At 69.6% G+C, this 17,155-nt stretch carries 14 protein-coding genes and 1 pseudogene; 5 read left to right on the plus strand and 10 right to left on the minus strand.

Annotation, left to right across the window (positions count from 1 at the left end):
* Positions 1-15 precede the first annotated feature (15 nt).
* The 4 genes from QF046_RS04090 to QF046_RS04105 all read right to left on the minus strand — a co-directional run bounded on the left by QF046_RS04090 (position 16) and on the right by QF046_RS04105 (position 5,873).
* Entirely contained in the window at positions 16-2,070 is a 2,055-nt protein-coding gene (locus QF046_RS04090; protein ID WP_307366464.1) for a PhoX family phosphatase, read from the minus strand.
* Between the two features lie 130 nt (positions 2,071-2,200).
* The gene (locus tag QF046_RS04095; RefSeq protein ID WP_307366466.1) at positions 2,201-3,235 is read right to left on the minus strand and encodes a TIGR00730 family Rossman fold protein; all 1,035 of its coding nucleotides are present in this window, start codon (positions 3,233-3,235) and stop codon (positions 2,201-2,203) included.
* A 29-nt stretch (positions 3,236-3,264) separates the two neighbouring features.
* The gene (locus QF046_RS04100) at positions 3,265-5,019 is read right to left on the minus strand and encodes a proline--tRNA ligase (RefSeq protein WP_307366468.1); all 1,755 of its coding nucleotides are present in this window, start codon (positions 5,017-5,019) and stop codon (positions 3,265-3,267) included.
* Between the two features lie 83 nt (positions 5,020-5,102).
* On the minus strand, positions 5,103-5,873 hold the full coding sequence (locus QF046_RS04105; RefSeq protein ID WP_307366470.1) for an isocitrate lyase/phosphoenolpyruvate mutase family protein: 771 nt from the start codon (positions 5,871-5,873) through the stop codon (positions 5,103-5,105).
* Positions 5,874-5,980: 107 nt separating this feature from the next.
* Between QF046_RS04105 and QF046_RS04110 the strand changes: the two genes are divergently transcribed.
* Together QF046_RS04110 and QF046_RS04115 are read left to right on the plus strand one after the other, a co-directional pair.
* Positions 5,981-7,402 carry an RNB domain-containing ribonuclease gene (locus QF046_RS04110; RefSeq protein ID WP_307366472.1) on the plus strand — a complete coding sequence of 474 codons (1,422 nt, stop codon included), beginning with the start codon at positions 5,981-5,983 and terminating at the stop codon, positions 7,400-7,402.
* Positions 7,399-8,247, plus strand: a complete 849-nt coding sequence (locus tag QF046_RS04115; RefSeq protein ID WP_307366474.1) for a phosphotransferase family protein — start codon at positions 7,399-7,401, stop codon at positions 8,245-8,247. Before QF046_RS04110 ends, QF046_RS04115 begins: the two co-directional genes overlap by 4 nt.
* Before the next feature lie 21 nt (positions 8,248-8,268).
* Here the strand turns inward: QF046_RS04115 and QF046_RS04120 are convergent, their stop codons facing one another.
* The 5 genes and pseudogenes from QF046_RS04120 to QF046_RS04140 all read right to left on the minus strand — a co-directional run bounded on the left by QF046_RS04120 (position 8,269) and on the right by QF046_RS04140 (position 12,236).
* Complete coding sequence (locus QF046_RS04120; RefSeq protein WP_307366476.1) at positions 8,269-8,982, minus strand: alpha/beta fold hydrolase; 714 nt, start codon at positions 8,980-8,982, stop codon at positions 8,269-8,271.
* Between the two features lie 38 nt (positions 8,983-9,020).
* Positions 9,021-10,001 (minus strand): aldo/keto reductase, encoded by a 981-nt coding sequence (locus tag QF046_RS04125; protein ID WP_307366478.1) that lies wholly within the window; start codon positions 9,999-10,001, stop codon positions 9,021-9,023.
* Positions 10,002-10,070: 69 nt separating this feature from the next.
* Positions 10,071-10,925, minus strand: a complete 855-nt coding sequence (locus tag QF046_RS04130) for a hypothetical protein (protein ID WP_307366481.1) — start codon at positions 10,923-10,925, stop codon at positions 10,071-10,073.
* A 6-nt stretch (positions 10,926-10,931) separates the two neighbouring features.
* A pseudogene (ispG, locus tag QF046_RS04135) lies at positions 10,932-12,084 on the minus strand (flavodoxin-dependent (E)-4-hydroxy-3-methylbut-2-enyl-diphosphate synthase).
* Entirely contained in the window at positions 12,072-12,236 is a 165-nt protein-coding gene (locus QF046_RS04140) for a hypothetical protein (RefSeq protein ID WP_307366482.1), read from the minus strand. The pseudogene ispG and the gene QF046_RS04140 overlap by 13 nt, the downstream one beginning before the upstream one ends.
* Before the next feature lie 159 nt (positions 12,237-12,395).
* Between QF046_RS04140 and QF046_RS04145 the strand changes: the two genes are divergently transcribed.
* Positions 12,396-14,273, plus strand: a complete 1,878-nt coding sequence (locus QF046_RS04145) for an anthranilate synthase family protein (protein ID WP_307366484.1) — start codon at positions 12,396-12,398, stop codon at positions 14,271-14,273.
* A 27-nt stretch (positions 14,274-14,300) separates the two neighbouring features.
* Here QF046_RS04145 and QF046_RS04150 read toward each other — a convergent pair whose 3' ends face one another.
* Complete coding sequence (locus QF046_RS04150; RefSeq protein WP_307366486.1) at positions 14,301-15,614, minus strand: RIP metalloprotease; 1,314 nt, start codon at positions 15,612-15,614, stop codon at positions 14,301-14,303.
* A gap of 415 nt (positions 15,615-16,029) precedes the next feature.
* Between QF046_RS04150 and QF046_RS04155 the strand changes: the two genes are divergently transcribed.
* Positions 16,030-16,281: a hypothetical protein gene (locus QF046_RS04155; protein ID WP_307366489.1), complete on the plus strand. Its 252-nt coding sequence runs from the start codon at positions 16,030-16,032 to the stop codon at positions 16,279-16,281.
* Between the two features lie 153 nt (positions 16,282-16,434).
* Positions 16,435-17,091 (plus strand): DUF1775 domain-containing protein, encoded by a 657-nt coding sequence (locus tag QF046_RS04160; RefSeq protein ID WP_307366491.1) that lies wholly within the window; start codon positions 16,435-16,437, stop codon positions 17,089-17,091.
* Positions 17,092-17,155: the final 64 nt, after the last annotated feature.

Below are 17,155 nucleotides of genomic sequence, written 5' to 3' on the forward strand. Positions count from 1 at the left end.
GCGTCGCGACGCGGGTCAGACCCGGTGCACCTGCACCACGGCCGGACGAGGAGCCGCGGCGACGTCGCCGGGCGCGTTCGACCCGTAGTCGGGGAACAGCGACCGCGGGACGTCGAACGTGCCGTCCTCGCCCGGGTGCTGGACAGCGACGAAGACCAGGCCCTCCTTGTCGTGGATGACCGGCCCGCACGTCTCGGCGTCGCGCGGCACTGCGAGGAACTGCTGGACGTGGCCGCGCTCCTGGCCCGTCAGCGGCACCTTGAACAGTCCGTCGGCGTAGCCGATCGTGCTCGGTGCGCCGTCGGTGGAGATCCACAGGTCGCCCGCCGAGTCGAACGCCACGTTGTCGGGACAGGAGATCGGCGAGACGAGCTCCTTCGGGAAGCCCGCGAAGTACGCGCTGTCGAACGTGTTCGGATCGCCGCACAGCAGCAGGATGCTCCAGCCGAACGTCGTGCCGCCCTGCCCCGCGGTCTCTGTCAGCTCGATGACGTGGCCGTAGCGGTTGCCGGTGACGGGGTTCGCCTCGTCGACCTCGGTGCGCTTGCTGTTGTTGGTGAGGGCGACGTACACCTTGCCGGTGACCGGGTTCGGCTCGACGTCTTCAGGGCGGTCCATCTTCGTCGGACCGACCGCGTCGGCGGCGAGGCGCGTGTGCACCAGCACCTGCTCGGTGGTGAAGCCGGGCACGACGCTGCGTCCGCGCTGAGTGAGCGGGATCCAGATCCCGGTGCCGTCGAACGCTCCGTCGGAGGGCAGTGCGCCCGAGCCGGTGACCTCGGCGACGGGCGAGTTGCCGCTGAACTTCGCGACGTACAGGTCGCCTTCGCTCAGCAGGGACAGGTTCTTGCGACGCGAGCCCGAGATGCGGTTCTTCGAGACGAACTTGTACAGGTAGTCGTTGCGCTCGTCATCGCCCATGTAGGCCACGACGTGTCCGTCCTCGGCGACGCGCACGTTGGCGCCCTCGTGCTTGAACCGGCCCATGGCGGTGTGCTTGCGCGGCGTGGAGGTCGGGTCCTGCGGGTCGATCTCCACGATGTAACCGAAGCGGTTCGGCTCGTTGACGTACGCCGGGTCGTGCGCGTCGAAGCGGGGGTCGTACGCCTCCCAGCCCGTCGAGGTGCTGGTCGTGCTCGAGCCGCTGTAGCGCTGCTGCTCGGTGGTGTCGGCGGCCCAGGCGAAGTAGCCGTTGAAGTTCTCCTCACCGGAGAGGATCGTTCCCCACGGCGTGGTGCCGCCGGCGCAGTTGCCGAGAGTGCCGCGCACCCAGCGGCCCGCGGGGTCGGCCGCCGTCTTGACCAGGTCGGATCCCGCCGCCGGGCCGGTCAGCTCGAACTCGGTCTCGACGGTGATGCGACGGTTGCGTCGACCGCCGACGACGTACTCCCACGGGTCGCCGACCTTGCGGCGGCGGATCTCCACGACGGACATGCCCTGCGCGGCCTTGTAGATCTCGCCACGGCGACGCAGCTCTGCGGCATCCGTGGTGTCCGGGAACATGAGCTGGGGGTTGACGTACTCATGGTTGTTGACGAGTACGCCCGTCTTCCCGCTCGGGTCCGCGACGATGTCGAGGTAGTCGCTGTTGTAGCCGAACTGCTCGGCCTGCGCCTCGGGCGTCTGTGCGTCGATGTCGAACGCGGGGGTGCGCGAGAACAGCGGATCGCCCCAGCGGATGATCGGCTTCCAGGTGTAGCCCGCCGGCACGGTGAACGCATCGACTGCGGCGGGCACGGGCGCGATGGCGCCGAAGGAGAGCCCCGCACGGCCGGGACGGGCGAACGATGCGCCCGGGCCCGCGACACCGGCTGCGGAGGGCGAGGACACCGGAGCGCCCTTGCCGACGCCGACGGCCACGGCCACTGCGGCTGCGGCGCCGAGGCCGAACAGCGCACGACGCGAGAAGACGGCGGATGCGATCGAGCGGAAGTCCTCGTTGGCGGAGGTGTTGCACTCCGGCCCCATGCACGCGTTGGCGCATTTGAGCTCACACGTCACGGCCGAGCGCTTGCCCCGCACGTGGTCGAGCATGGGCAGGTTTCGTCGGGTGGGTTCGGTCAGGGTCATCAGTCCTCCTGGTCGGATGGCGGCACCTGAAAGGATGCTCGGCCGGATCGACGCGGCGGTGAACAGACGTTGAACCCTTCGTGCTCGGACCGCCCGCGTGCTCGGGCGGCCAGAACTCGGACGACCGGATTCAGACGGCCGAGGGCAGCTCGTCGATCGCGCGGATGAGCGCGAACAGCGACCCGACCGCACGCTGGCGGAGGTTGAGCACCAGGCGCGGCAGCTCCACCACGTCGCCGTCGGCGATCTCCGTCTCCAGCGCTCCGCTGCGCTCGATGCGCCCTTCGGCGCACATGTCGCCGAATCGTTCGTTCAGGCTCTGCACGTCGGCATCCGTGGGCTCGTGGACCAGCCGCAGGACGAGGCGGTCTCCCACCCAGCGCAGCGAGTCGTAGTTGCGCCAGAAGGCGGTGATGTCGGCGACCGCCTCCTCGACGGAGTCGGTGATGAGCACACGGTCGAGGTCCTGCGGAGAGATCACGCCTGCGGGCACCAGATGCTCGTCGATGAAGGTCTTCAGGCCGGTCCAGAACGAGCCGCCCGGCTCATCGAGCAGCACGATCGGCATGGGTTCCGCTTTGCCGGTCTGCTGCAGGGTGAGCAGCTCGAACATCTCGTCCATCGTCCCGAATCCTCCGGGAAGGCAGATGAAGCCCCGCGACTCCTTGATGAGCATGAGCTTGCGGGTGAAGAAGTATTTCATCGACACGATCTGAGCGTCCTGCTCGACGATCGAGTTCGCGCGCTCCTCGAACGGCAGTCGGATCGAGACTCCCAGCGACATCTTCGAGCCCGCTCCCTCGGCGGCGGCCTGCATGATGCCGGGCCCCGCGCCGGTGACCACCATCCACCCATCACCGGCCAGCGCCGCGGCGACATCGCGCGCCTGCACGTACAGCGGATCGTCGTGCAGCGTGCGCGCCGATCCGAAGACCGTCACCTTGGGGATGTTGTGGAAGGGCTGGAACAGGCGGAACGCATCGCGCATCTCGCTGAGCGCCGACGATGCGATCTTGAGGTCGAGCCGGTCGGTGTTCTCCCTGCCGAGCAGGAGCGCGGTCTGCAGCATCCGCGTGATCAGCCCGCGCTCCGCACGGATACCGGCCCGCTCCAGAAGTCCGGTGAGCTCGTGTCGCAGATCGTCGTCCAGCATGCCATCCGTCATGCCCTCAGCCTGTCACAGCCTCCGCGGGCTCAGCGCGTCAGGCGCGCCACGGCATCCGCCGCCGAGATGGACTCGCGGTCTCCCGTGCTGCGATCCCAGAGCTCGACCTGACCCTCTGCTGCGCCGCGTCCGACGATCACGATCTTCGGCACGCCCACCAGCTCGGCGTCACCGAACTTCACACCGGGCGACACCTTCACGCGGTCGTCGTAGAGCACGTCGAGTCGCGCGGACTCGAGCTGCTTCGCGATGTCCTCGGCCACGTCGAAGGCGACCTGGTCGCGTCCCGCCGCGACGACGTGCACGTCGAAGGGCGCGACGGACGCCGGCCAGATGAGGCCCTTGTCGTCGTTGTTGAGCTCGGCGATGATCGCGAGGATGCGGGTGACGCCGATGCCGTACGAGCCCATCGTGACGGTGACGAGCTTGCCGTTCTCGTTGAGGACCTTCAGCCCGAGGGCCTCAGCGTACTTGCGGCCGAGCTGGAAGACGTGCCCGATCTCCATGCCGCGGGCGAGCGAGACCGGGCCGGAGCCGTCGGGGGCCGGGTCGCCGTCACGCACATTCGCGATCTCGACTGTGCCGTCCGCGACGAAGTCACGGCCGGCGACGACGCTGTGGGCGTGCTTCTGGTCGATGTTGGCGCCGGTGACCCAGCTGGTCCCGTCCGCGACGCGGGGATCGACCAGGTAGCGGATGCCGGTGGCCGACTCCTCGCCGAGGATCGCGCCGGTAGCCGACCAGGGGCCGATGTAGCCGCGCACGAGCAGCGGGTGCTTCTCGAAGTCGGAGTCCGTGGCGGGCTCGACCTCAGCAGGAGCGAAGGCGACCTCGGCGCGCTTCATGTCGACCTCGCGGTCACCGGGGATGCCGACGATGACGAGGTCGCGCGAGCCGTCGAGGTGCTGCAGCGCCAGCACGACGTTCTTCAGCGTGTCCGCGGCGGTGTACTCGCCGTCGAGCACGTCGTTGGCGTGCGCCACGAGGGTGTCGATAGTGGGCGTGTCCGGCGAGTCGAACACCGTCGCCTCGGCCGTCCCCTCCCAGCCCACGGCATCCGGAGGCATGGTCACGTATGCCTCGACGTTCGCGGCGTAGCCGCCCTCGCTGCGCACGAAGGTGTCCTCGCCCACGGGAGTCGGGTGCAGGAACTCCTCGCTGCGCGAGCCGCCCATGGCACCGGCGTCGGCCTGCACGATGGCGTACTCGAGGCCGAGGCGCTGGAAGATGCGCTCATAGGCGTCGCGCTGCGACATGTAGCTGACGTCCAGGCCCTCGTCGGACGCGTCGAAGGAGTAAGCGTCCTTCATGGTGAACTCGCGACCGCGCAGCAGGCCGGCCCGCGGGCGGGCCTCGTCGCGGTACTTGTCCTGGATCTGATAGAGCGTCAGAGGCAGGTCCTTGTACGACGAGTACAGATCCTTCACCAGCAGGGTGAAGGCCTCTTCGTGCGTCGGGGCGAGCAGATAGTCGCCGTCCTTGCGGTCCTGCAGGCGGAACAACAGGTCGCCGTACTCCTCCCAGCGCCCCGTGGCCTCGTATGCCTCGCGGGGCATCAGTGCGGGGAAGTGCACCTCCTGCGCGCCGGCCGCCTCCATCTCCTCGCGGACCACCTTCTCGATCTTCGCCTTGACGCGAAGGCCCAACGGCAGCCACGCGAAGATACCCGCCGCCTGCGGTCGGATGTACCCGGCGCGGATCAGCAGCTTGTGGCTGGCGACCTCGGCACCTGCCGGGTCTTCGCGGAGCGTACGGAGGAAGAAGTTCGATAGACGAGTGACCACCTCTCGATTGTACTGATCGTGGTCACTCGTCTTCGTCGCGGTGTCAGCTCAGGGCGCTGAGTGTCAGTTCAGGGCGCTGAGTGTCAGTTCAGCGCGCGGGTGCTGGCGGGGATGACGCCGTCGGCGTACAGATCCGTCGCGAGATCCTGCAGGGCGGTGAGCGCGACGCGCTGCACCATGGGTCCGTAGGAGATGCGGGCGACGCCGAGCGCCTCGTACTCCGCGGCGGTCAGAGCTCCGGGGAGGCCGATGACACTGACCTTGCCCGCGCCGATCCCCTCGACGAGGGTGCGGGTCGCGTCGGCATCGAGGATGCCGGGCACGAACACCGAGGTGGCCCCGGCGTCGAGGAAGGCGCGGCCGCGCTGCACGGCATCCGCCAGCTTGTCTGCGAGCGGCTTGTCGCCGCCGCGAACGATGGCGTCCGTCCGGGCGTTCAGGGCGAAGTCGACGCCCTCCGCCTGCCCGGCCTTCACGATCGCCTCGACCTGCGCGACGGACTCGGCGAACGGCCGCATCCGGTCTTCGATGTTCGCACCGACGATGCCGACGCCGATGGCGAGGCGAGTCGTCTCACCGGCATCCCCGTAGCCGTCGTCGAGGTCGGCGGAGACGGGAAGGTCGACGGCGGCCGCGATGCGGCCGACCATGTCGAGCATGAGCTCACGCGGGATCTGCCCGTCCGCGTAGCCGAAGGTCGCGGCGATCGAGTGGCCGGCGGTGGCGAGCGCGCGGGTCTCGGGAAGGGCGGCGATCGCCTTGGCTGAGACGACGTCCCAGATGTTGACGACGCGGAGGATCTCGGGGGCTTCGTAGAGACGGGTGAGGGTCTGAGCCTTGTCTGCGGTGGTCATGTCTCTCACGCTACTGCCCGCCGTGGACCTCGGCGCCGGGATGGCCGAGAATGACGCGCGGGGCGGGCTCTCCACCTGCCTGGACCCCACCGGCATAGGCTGACGGCATGCCTCAGCGTCGATCCCATGTCGCCCCATCCGCCGCTCAGAGCGATCTGGCAGCCGCCCTCGCGGCACTGCGAGCCGGAATCGAGGCGCCGATCGAATTCTCGAAGGAGGCGCTGGCGGAAGCCGAATCCGCGAAGCCGACCTCACCCGATCTGGATCTGCGCGACGTGCCGTTCGTCACGCTCGACCCGCTGGGTTCCAAGGACCTCGATCAGGCGCTGCACCTGGAGCGCGCCGGCAGCGGCTTCCAGGTGCGGTACGCGATAGCCGACGTACCCGGGTTCGTGACCCCGGGCGGCGCCATCGACACGGAGGCGCGTCAGCGCGGACAGACGCTGTACCTCGCGGACGGGAACATCCCGTTGCATCCGCTCGCCCTCTCCACCGACCGCGCGTCGCTGCTGCCGGATCAGGAGCGACCCGCACTGGTGTGGACGTTCGCGCTGGACGACACCGGGAAGGTGAGCGAGTTCCGGCTGGAGCGGGCGCTGGTGCGCTCGCGTGCGCAGCTGGAGTACGTGTCGGCGCAGGCCTCCGTCGACCGCGGCGAAGCCGGCCCTCTGGCTCTGTTGCAGGAGATCGGCGAGCTGCGCCAGGCCCTGGAGCAGCAGCGCGGTGGCGCGAGCCTGAACCTGCCGGACGAGGAGGTCGTCCAGAAGCCGGACGGCACCTACAGCATCGAGCGACGTCATCCGCTGGCCGTCGAGGAGTGGAACGCGCAGCTGTCGCTGATGACCGGCATGGCGGCCGCCGAGCTGATGACGGGCGCCAAGGTCGGAGTGCTGCGCACCATGCCGCAGCCCGACGAGAGCGCGTTCACCAGATTCCGCCGCCAGACCGAAGCGCTCGGCCGGCCCTGGAAGACGGGGCGCTACGGCGATTTCCTGCGCGATCTGGACAAGTCCGATCCGCTGACGCTTCCCGTGCTGGAGGCCGCCGCGTCGCTGTTCCGCGGTGCGGGGTATGTGACCTTCGACGGCACCCTCCCGGACGGAGACCTGGAGCAGGCCGCGATCGGTGCGCCCTACGCGCATGCGACCGCTCCCCTGCGCCGGCTGGTCGACCGCTGGTCGCTTGCGATCTGTCTCACGATCTCACAGGGGCAGCCCGCTCCCGAGTGGGCGACGTCCTCGCTCGAGCAGCTGCCTGAGCTGATGGCGCAGTCCAGCCAGCGTGCGTCGCAGCTGAACGCCGACACGCTCAGCCGCGTCGAGGCCGCGCTGCTGCGACCGCTCATCGGACACGACGTGCAGGCGAGCGTGATCGAGTTGCGCGGTGAGGACCGTGCAGCGGTGCAGATCGCCGACCCCGCGGTGACCGCCTCGGCGCACGTGCCGGCGGGCACGACGCCCGGCGAGACCGTGACGCTGCATCTGGTGGGCACCGACGTCGCCAAGGGCGAGGTCGAGTTCGCCGCGTGAGCGGGCGATTCGGCGGGCTTGACGCGGCTCAGCGGGCTTGGGTCGATGAACGTCTGCCGGATGCCGAGCTGATCCGCGACATGTCGTGGGGCCTGGTCGACACCACGGTGCTGCACGTGCGCGTCGCCGGTGAGGAGTTCGTGGTGAAGGCCGCAGGCCCCGAGGACACGCACCTGCCCCGGGAGATCGCGGCGCACTCCTCCTGCACCGCTCCCCTGATCACCACCGGGCACGCGGCCCTGCTGCGGGACTCCTCCGCGCCGCTGCGCGTCATCCTGCTGGATCATCTACCCGGTGAGCTGGTGCTGGGCACGGATGCCGAGTGGCAGTCCGACACGTACGTGCAGGCCGGAGAACTGCTGCGCCGCCTGCACGAGCAGGAGTCGCGCACGGATGCCGACTACGAGGCCCGCGCGACGGCCCGCGCGCTGTACTGGCTCGACCAGCCGCACCGCGTGGATCCGGCGGCTGCGGCTCGCGCTCGCGCCGTGCTGCAGGCGGCACCCGCTCCCGCCGTGACGCTCGTGCCCACCCACGGCGACTGGCATCCCCGCAACTGGCTGTTCGACCGGGGAACGGTGCGCGTGATCGACTTCGGGCGGTTCGCGTTCCGCCCGGCATCCAGCGATCTCACGCGCCTCGCCGCTCAGCAATGGCAGTCGCACCCGGCGCTCGAGCGGGCGTTCTTCGACGGCTACGGCGATGACCCGCGCGACCCGGACCTCTGGCGGCTCGAAGCCCTGCGCCAGGCGGTCGGCACGGCCTGCTGGGCGCACCAGGTCGGCGACGAGGCATTCGAGGCACAGGGCCACAGGATGCTGGGCGAAGCGCTGGCCGCGTACTGAGCACACCATCAGTGTTCTCGGTCAGGCGAACAGCTCCGGCAGCGTCGCGCAGAACTCGTCGAAGTGGCTGTACCAGACGGAGTGCGCAGCACCGGGGATGCCTCGCACGTCGACACCGTGGCTGCGGAAGCGCTCGGCGTCCGCGTCCGTGACGAAGCGGCTCGGCTCCGCTCGGACGAGGATCGATCCCGGCGCAGGCTCGTGCGCGACATCGGCGCCCGACGAGATCGACGCGGCCGTCATCGGGTGGAAGCGCTCGGCCGCGCGCGCCTCGACGACGGCATCCGTCTCGCTGTAGAACGGCCGACTGGCGCGCAGCCAGACGGGATCCGTCCGGCTGCGGCGATCGGCCTCGTATCGTGCGGCGAGGGCGAGCTGATCCTCACCGCCTGAGAACGCACACGCTGTGTCGACATAGACGGCGCGTCGGATCGGCATCCGCTCCGCGACAGCGGCCAGCACCGTTCCGCCGTAGGAGTGACCGATCGCGTCGAGCGGCGCGCCGGGCGCGATCGCCTGGACGCTCTCGATGACATCACCCGCGACGGATGCCACGGAGCACGCCTCATCCCGCGGCGAGAGTCCGTGCCCTGGGAGGTCGATCGCGATGACCCGGTAGCCGCTCCGCTGCAGCGCGGGCGCGATGCGCCACCAGCTCTCCGCGGAGCCCATCATGCCGTGCAGCAGCAGCACGACGCGGTCTCCGCTACCGGAGTCGATCGTGTTCAACAGCATCCGGACAGTCAACCATCCTCGACGTGGGGATCCGCCGGTCAGCGGTTGACGGTGCGCTGCATCGACTCCGGGTACCGCTCGCCATGCACGCCGATCCGCGCCGCGATCGCATCGAGATCGTCGAGCTCGGCGCTGCTCAGCTCCAGCTCCGCAGCACCGATGTTCTCGCGGATGCGAGACATCCGCCGTGTCCCGGGGATCGGCACGATCCAGGGGCGCTGAGCGAGCAGCCACGCCAGCGCGATCTGTCCGGGCGTCGAGTGCTTCTCCTTGGCCAGCTCCGCCACGTGCGCGACCAGCGCGCTGTTCGCCTCGCGGTTCTCCTCCGTGAAGCGCGGGAGTCCTCGGCGCATGTCATCGTCGGCGAAGCTCGTGCTCGCGTCGATCGCTCCGGTGAGGAATCCGCGTCCCAGCGGACTGAACGGCACGAATCCGATCCCGCGCTCCTCCAGAGCGGGCAGCACCTCCACCTCCGGGTCGCGGGTCCACAGCGAGTACTCGCTCTGCACGGCCGTCACCGGGAATACGGCGTGCGCACGCCGGATCGTCGCCGCCGAGGCCTCGGACATCCCGAAGTGCCGGACCTTGCCCGCGGCGACGAGCTCGGCGACCGTGCCGGCGACGTCCTCGATCGGCACGTCCGGGTCGACGCGGTGCTGATAGAACAGATCGATCACATCCGTGCGCAGGCGTCGGAGCGAAGCATCCGCCACCTCGCGGATGTGCTCGGGGCGACTGTTCATCCGACCGGGGGTCCCGATCTCGAAGCCGAACTTCGTCGCGATCACCACTTGATCCCGCACCGGTTCGAGCGCCTCCCCGACCAGCTCCTCGTTCACATAGGGCCCGTACACCTCTGCGGTGTCGAACAGGGTCACGCCGGCGTCGACGGCGCCGCGCAGCACGGCGATCATGTCCTCGCGCGAGCCGGGATTCGGCCCGTAGCTCTGCGACATGCCCATGCAGCCCAGGCCGATGGCCGAGACCTCCAGTCCCAGCCCGAGATTCCGTGTCTTCATGCGTGTGCTCCTCTGCTCAGCAGAGAATCGTACGCCCGTCACGACCCGGTGAGGGCGACTCCGCGGAGCTCAGGCGGGCGCGACCCTGGTCGTCATGACGAGCAGCTGCGGGTCGCTGAGGTCCAGCGACACCGTGATCGAGGCGAACTCGGCCAGCGAGCGCACATGCGTGCCACCGCAGAGGAACCCGACCTCGCCCTCGGGCAGCTCGCAGCGCCAGTGCCTCCGGTCCGCGATGCTCGGGCCGTCGACGTCGATGCGGCTGGCCCCGCCGGATGTCACCCAACCCGCCAGGAGTTCGTTGATCCGCGCCTCCCGCTCGGCGAGAGAGCCCTCGAAACCCTCGGAGTCGAAGCCGGCCTTGCGCAGGCTCTTGCCGAGGCGATACTCGTCGACGCTGCCATCGTCGTGGATGCGGCTGGTCTGATTGGCGCGACCCTCGAAATCGGGGTTGCCTAGCGGGTCCGTGCCGATCTCCTTGCGCCACAGATCCGCGAGCGCGGCATCCAGCGCGAGGGATGCCAGGTGACAGGCGGTGTGCCCGCGGCTGAGGGATGCACGGCGATCCGCATCCACGTCGAGCACGACGCGTGCTCCCGCTGCGACATCGGCGGGAATCGCCCCGTCGATCCGATGCGCGACCAGCCACGACCATCCCTCGGCTCCGCGCTTCACGGGGATGTCGACCCCCACGAAGAGCGACCCTTCCTCGTCGACGGCGGCCATCACGGCCTCGGAGACCTCCAGGCGGGTGCCGCCGAGAGTGATCGTGCCGGAGTCACCCGGCTGATCCGGCCAGGTGTGATCGACCGGGTGGAATGGCGTGGCGTCGACGACGATCACCGAGGAGCCGCGGTCGACGATCAGCACCTCACCGTCGCCGGTGAGGGAGCCGTCGGGGAACGATACGCGCGTGGGCTGCATGGCGAATCAGCTGGTGACGACCTGCGCGGTGCCGAGCGGGGCATCCGCACCCATCTCGGCGGCGATGCGGTTCGCCTCTTCGATCAGGGTCGCGACGATGTCGGCCTCGGGCACGGTCTTGATGACCTCGCCCTTGACGAAGATCTGCCCCTTGCCGTTGCCAGATGCCACGCCGAGGTCCGCCTCGCGCGCCTCGCCCGGACCGTTGACGACGCAGCCCATGACGGCCACGCGCAGCGGGACGGTCATGTCCTTGAGACCCTCGGTGACGGCATCCGCCAGCGAGTACACGTCGACCTGCGCGCGTCCGCAGGAGGGGCACGACACGATCTCGAGCTTGCGCTCGCGCAGGTTCAACGACTGCAGGATCTGGTGGCCGACCTTGACCTCTTCGGCGGGGGGTGCCGACAGCGATACGCGGATCGTGTCGCCGATGCCCTCGCCGAGCAGGATGCCGAACGCTGTGGCGCTCTTGATGGTGCCCTGGAAAGCCGGACCCGCCTCTGTCACGCCGAGGTGCAGCGGGCCAGTCGCCCCGCTCCGCGAGCTGACGGTAGGCCTTGACCATGACGACAGGGTCGTTGTGCTTGACCGAGATCTTGAAGTCGTGGAAGTCGTGCTCCTCGAACAGCGAGGCCTCCCACACGGCGCTCTCCACGAGCGCCTCCGGGGTCGCCTTGCCGTACTTCTCCAGCAGTCGCGGGTCGAGCGACCCGGCGTTCACGCCGATGCGCAGCGACACACCGGCGGCTTGCGCGGCCTTCGCGATGGCCCCGACCTGATCGTCGAACTTGCGGATGTTGCCCGGATTCACCCGGACCGCAGCGCAGCCGGCATCGATCGCCTGGAACACGTACTTCGGCTGGAAGTGAATGTCGGCGATCACCGGGATCTGGCTCTTCCCCGCGATGATGTGCAGCACATCCGCGTCGTCCTGCGACGGCACGGCGACCCGCACGATCTCGCAGCCGGATGCCGTCAGCTCGGCGATCTGCTGCAGCGTCCCGTTGATGTCGGTGGTCTTCGTCGTGGTCATCGACTGCACACTGACGGGGGCATTGCCGCCGACGAGCACCTTGCCGACCTTGATCTGGCGGGACTTGCGACGGGGCGCGAGGACTTCGGGGACGCGTGGCATCCCAAGATTCACTGCTGGCACTCCTCCAGGCTACCGCCGCTGCATCCACGGGGGCTGGATGCCGGCGCGGCCGCGGTGCGCGTCGCCGGATGCGCGCGATGATCGCCGAGCATGCCCCGGGTGCCGTGCTGGCGACGGGCCTCGCCGGCAGCATCCGGTGATGTCACACCCACGGGCCGGGCATCCTCGATGTGATACTTTCGCGGTATGTCCGCGACCCGCACCTGGTGGCCCGCCTTCTAGGCGGTGATTCGCGTACCCACGAGATCACGACCGCCTTCCGGGGCGGTCTTCTTGTTCTCCGCACCGGATTCCCCAACCTGGAGACACCGATGACCGCTCTGCCCGCTCGCATCCGAGACCTCGCCGCCGATCCGTCGGCATCGTTCGTGCTGATCGCACGCGATGGCGAGGTCGAGCTGCTCACCGGCGACATCGCCGACGTCGAGATGCTCGCGGACATCCCTCTCGACGGGCCGGACGGCGCCCGCGAGGTGTTCGCGATGGTCCCGTATCACCAGGTGCGCGAGCGCGGTTTCGCCGCGCAGGACGACGGCACGCCGCTGCGCTGCCTGCTGGTCGACGAACACGAGAAGCTGGATGCCGCAGAGCTGATGGCCTCCCTCCCCTCCGACTCCATCGCTCTCACCGACGGCGGGTTCGACATCTCCGACGAGGACTACGCCGCGGTCGTGGAGCGCGTCATCGCCGAGGAGATCGGCCGGGGCGAGGGCGCGAACTTCGTCATCCGGCGCGACTACCGCGCCTCTTTCGACGCGGATGACCGCACGGCGGCGCTGACGTGGTTCCGGGCGCTGCTCGAGCACGAGCGGGGCGCGTACTGGACGTTCGCGGTGATCACCCCGGGGCAGATCGCGGTCGGCGCGAGTCCCGAGGCGCACGTCGTCGCCCGCGAGGGCATCGTCACGATGAACCCCATCTCGGGTACCTTCCGCCACCCCGCCGGCGGCGCCACCGCCGAGTCACTGACCGAGTTCCTCTCCTCCACGAAGGAGACCGAGGAACTGTTCATGGTCGTCGACGAGGAACTGAAGATGATGAGCCAGGTGTGCTCCGACGGCGGGCGCATCACGGGCCCGCATCTGAAGGAGATGTCCCGCCTCACCCACACCGAGTACATGCTGCGCGGGCGCAGCCGTCTCGACCCGCGCGACATCCTGCGCGAGACGATGTTCGCCCCCACCGTGACCGGTTCGCCGATGCAGAACGCGTGCACCGTGATCGCCCGTCACGAGCGCGAGCCCCGCGGCTACTACTCCGGCGTCGCCGCACTGTTCACTCCCAATGACGAGGGCGGGCACGACCTGGACGCCCCCATCCTCATCCGCACGGTCTATCTCGACGAGGGTCGCCTGCGCGTGCCCGTCGGCGCCACCCTCGTGCGGCATTCCGACCCGGCCGGCGAGGTCAGCGAGACCCACGGCAAAGCGGCCGGCGTGCTCGGCGCGATCGGCGCGATCGAGCGCGACCATGTCGCCGAGTCGCGCGATGACGACGCCCCCGCTCCAGCGAGGCTCGCGGACGATCCGGCCATCGCGGAGCTGCTGGCCTCCCGGAACACCCGTCTGGCCGATTTCTGGATGCAGCCGCAGGATTCCGCAGCCGCCGACCGCTTCCGCGGCACGCAGGCGCTGGTCGTCGACGCGGAGGACCGCTTCACGACAATGCTCGCCCACCAGCTGCGTCATCTCGGGCTCGACGTGCAGATCGTCGGGTGGAATGCGGTGACCGACGCGGCCATCGACGCCGCGGATCTCGTCGTCTCGGGTCCCGGCCCCGGCGACCCGAGGGATGCCTCATCCGCACGCATCGCACGCATGCAGCAGGTCGTCGCTCGGCGCCGCAGCGCCGGAGCACCCCTGCTGGCCGTATGTCTGAGCCACCAGATTCTCGCCGACGAGCTCGGCATCGACCTGGTGCCGCTGGACTCCCCGCATCAGGGCGTGCAGAAGGTGGTCACCGTGTTCGAGAACGACGCGTCGATCGGCTTCTACAACACCTTCACCGCCCGTGTCGCGCCCGGCACGACGCAGGTCGGCGACGCCGAGGTCTCGGCTGATGCCGCCAGCGGTGACGTGTACGCGCTCCGCGGCGAGCGCTTCGCATCGATCCAGGGCCACCTGGAATCGATCCTGTCGCGCGACGGCATCGCCACGCTGGAGCGGCTGACGGCGCACGCGCTGAGCTGAGGGCGGGTCGTGTGCGGCTGACCGGCGTCAGCCGAGCAGGTTCATGGGCTTGACGAGGTCGGCGATGATCAGCAGCGCCCCCATCGCGATCAGGAGCACGGCGACGACCACGGTGATCGGCACGAGCCGGGTGGCGTCGACGGGGGCGGGCTCCGGGCGTCCGGTGAGCTTGGCCCACATCCGCTTGATCCCCTCCCACAGCGCGACCACGACATGCCCGCCGTCGAGCGGAAGCAGCGGAATCAGGTTGAACACGAACAGCGCCACGTTCAGCGCCGCCAGCAGGTTCAGCAGCACCGCCACACGGTTCAGCACCGGAGCGTCCGCCGCCGCGACCTCACCGGCGATCCGGCCCACCCCGACGACGCTGAGCGGCCCGTTCGGGTCGCGTTCGGCCCCGGTCACCAGCGAGACGCCGACGTTCCACAGCTTGACGGGCAGGTTGATGATCAGCGAGGTCACTCCCCCGACCTGCTGCATCGTCATCTCGGCGCCGGTGCCCAGCGGCTGCCTGGCGTACTCGTACTGCGCCGTGATTCCGGCGTAGCCCACGCTGTGCGTGACGGGTGCACCCGCCTTGTCCAGCACTGCCCTGCCGTTCGCATCGACCTCGCCGCGCTGGGCGACCACAGGCGTCAGGTGCAGGGTGACGTCCTGGCCGTCGCGGCCGACCACGACGTCCAGACTGCGCCCGGGCGAGTCCTGGATGATCTGCGATGCCTCGGCGAACGTGGTGACAGCGGTGCCGCCCACACTGATCAGCGTGTCGCCCGGCTTGAAGCCGGCCTCGGCGGCCGGTGCGACCGGATCCGACGGGGTGCAGTCGTTCTGGGTCACGCCGGCCGGCACCACGCAGGCGCTGACCGAGGAGATGGTGGTGCTGGCCTGCTGGATGCCGATGCCCGAGGCCATCAGCGTGAACAGCAGCAGCGCCAGGACGAGGTTCATCACCGGGCCGCCGAGCATCACGATGATGCGCTTGTACACCGGCAGCCGGTAGAAGACCCGCTCCTCGGCGCCTTCGGCGATGGTCTCGTCGTTCGCGGTTCGGGCGTCCTGCACCAGCGAGGCGAAGACTCCGGTGGCGGGACCGGTGCGACTCGAGGGCGGGTACATGCCCGACATGGAGATGAAACCGCCGACCGGGAGCGCCTTGAACCCGTACTCGGTCTCTCCGATGCGCTTGGACCACAGCCGGGGGCCGAAGCCGATCATGTACTGGCCGACGCGCACGCCGAACAGCTTGGCCGGCACCAGATGGCCCACCTCGTGCAACCCGATCGACACGCCGAGCCCGACGAGCATGAACAGGATGCCGCCCACGTACAGCAGAATCTCCACCCGATCACGCTAGTGCCTGCTCCTACGAATCCGCCGTCCGCCCCCGATAGGCTGGGAAGCGTGTCGATCCGCCAGCTGCGTCTCCTGCGCGGCGCCTCGGCATCCACCGTCGCCACGATGATCGCCGCGCTGTCGCACACCTTCGGCGGCGGCTCCGTTCCGCATCCGCTGCTCATGCTCACCGTGTCTGTGCTGCTGACTCCGGTCGCCGCTCTCCTGGTGGGCGCCCGCGTGCGACTGCCGGGGCTTGCCGCAGCGGTCACCGCGACACAGGTGGTCTTCCACGGCCTCTTCGAGGTGGTGGGCGGGATCACTCCCACCGGCCAGGCCCTGGGGCGGGCATCAGCACGGCGCCATCGTCCTGCACATCGACCCCGGTGCCTCCGCCCCGTCACCGCTGACCGCCTCTCCTGGCATGCTCGCAGCCCACGCGGCCGCGGCCGTGGTCACCGTCGTGCTGCTGCGGCGCGGCGAACTGCTGGTTCAGGCGATCGCACGCTGGGTGCGCGCGCTGCTGCGCACGCCGCAGCCCGCGCCGTCCCACAGCGACGCCACCACCCGCGTTCCCGTGTCGCGCACAGTCCCGCGTGCGGCCTCCCGGCTGCTCGACGACTGCGCCTGGCGACGGGGGCCGCCTGTCTGCGCCCCCCGCATCGTCTTCGGCTGACCCCCTTCCGCGCGTCATCCGCATTCCTGAGCCGATCTTCCTCGGCCCGGCCTCCCGCGCGCCGCTTCCTGCGACCGCGCCGACCGGCGCATCCCTGCGTCGGTCCTGCGTCGCCGCTGCGGCGCACCTCATCGAACTCCTCAAGGAGAAGCAATGTCTCACACCCTTCGACGCGGCGTCCTCGCCGCAGCCCTCGCGGGCGCATTCATCCTCGCCGTGCCCGCCGCCGCCTCCGCACACGTCGGCGTCTCCCCCGATCGCATCCCGCCGGGCGAGTCCACTCTGCTCACCTTCTCGTTCAGCCATGGATGCGAGGAATCCCCGACCACCGCACTGCGCGTCACCATGCCCGAGGGCATCGGCGGAGCCTGGCCGACCTTCGACTCCGATTGGAGCGCGGACATCGAGAAGACGGCGGGCGACAAGGTCTCCGCCGTGACATTCACCGCTGTGAAGCCTGTGCCCCAGGGGCTGCGCGGCATGGTGGGCCTGACCGTGATCACCGACAAGCATGCGGCCGACGAGCTCGTCTTCCCCGTGGAGCAGCGCTGCGTGACCGGAGCGAACGAGTGGACGCAGGTCGCGAAGGACGGCGAGGATCCGCATTCGCTGGATGCTCCCGCGCCCGTCGTCTCGCTGGCCGGGGCGGAGGCGGCCGACGCCACGGGCCACGGAGATCAAGACGGCGCAGCCGGGGCCGCAGGCGACGATCCGTCGACGTCTGCGCTGCCCCTGGTCCTCGGCGGAGGCGGTCTCGCTGTGGGCATCGTCGCGCTCGTGCTCGCCATCGGCGCCTACCGCCGACGCTGAGATCCCGCGGCTGGGGTGTCCGGCGCCGTGCTGTGCCGGACACTCCAGCCGCGCGTGAGATTAT

The organism is Microbacterium sp. W4I4 (assembly GCF_030816235.1).
Classification (GTDB): Bacteria; Actinomycetota; Actinomycetes; order Actinomycetales; family Microbacteriaceae; genus Microbacterium.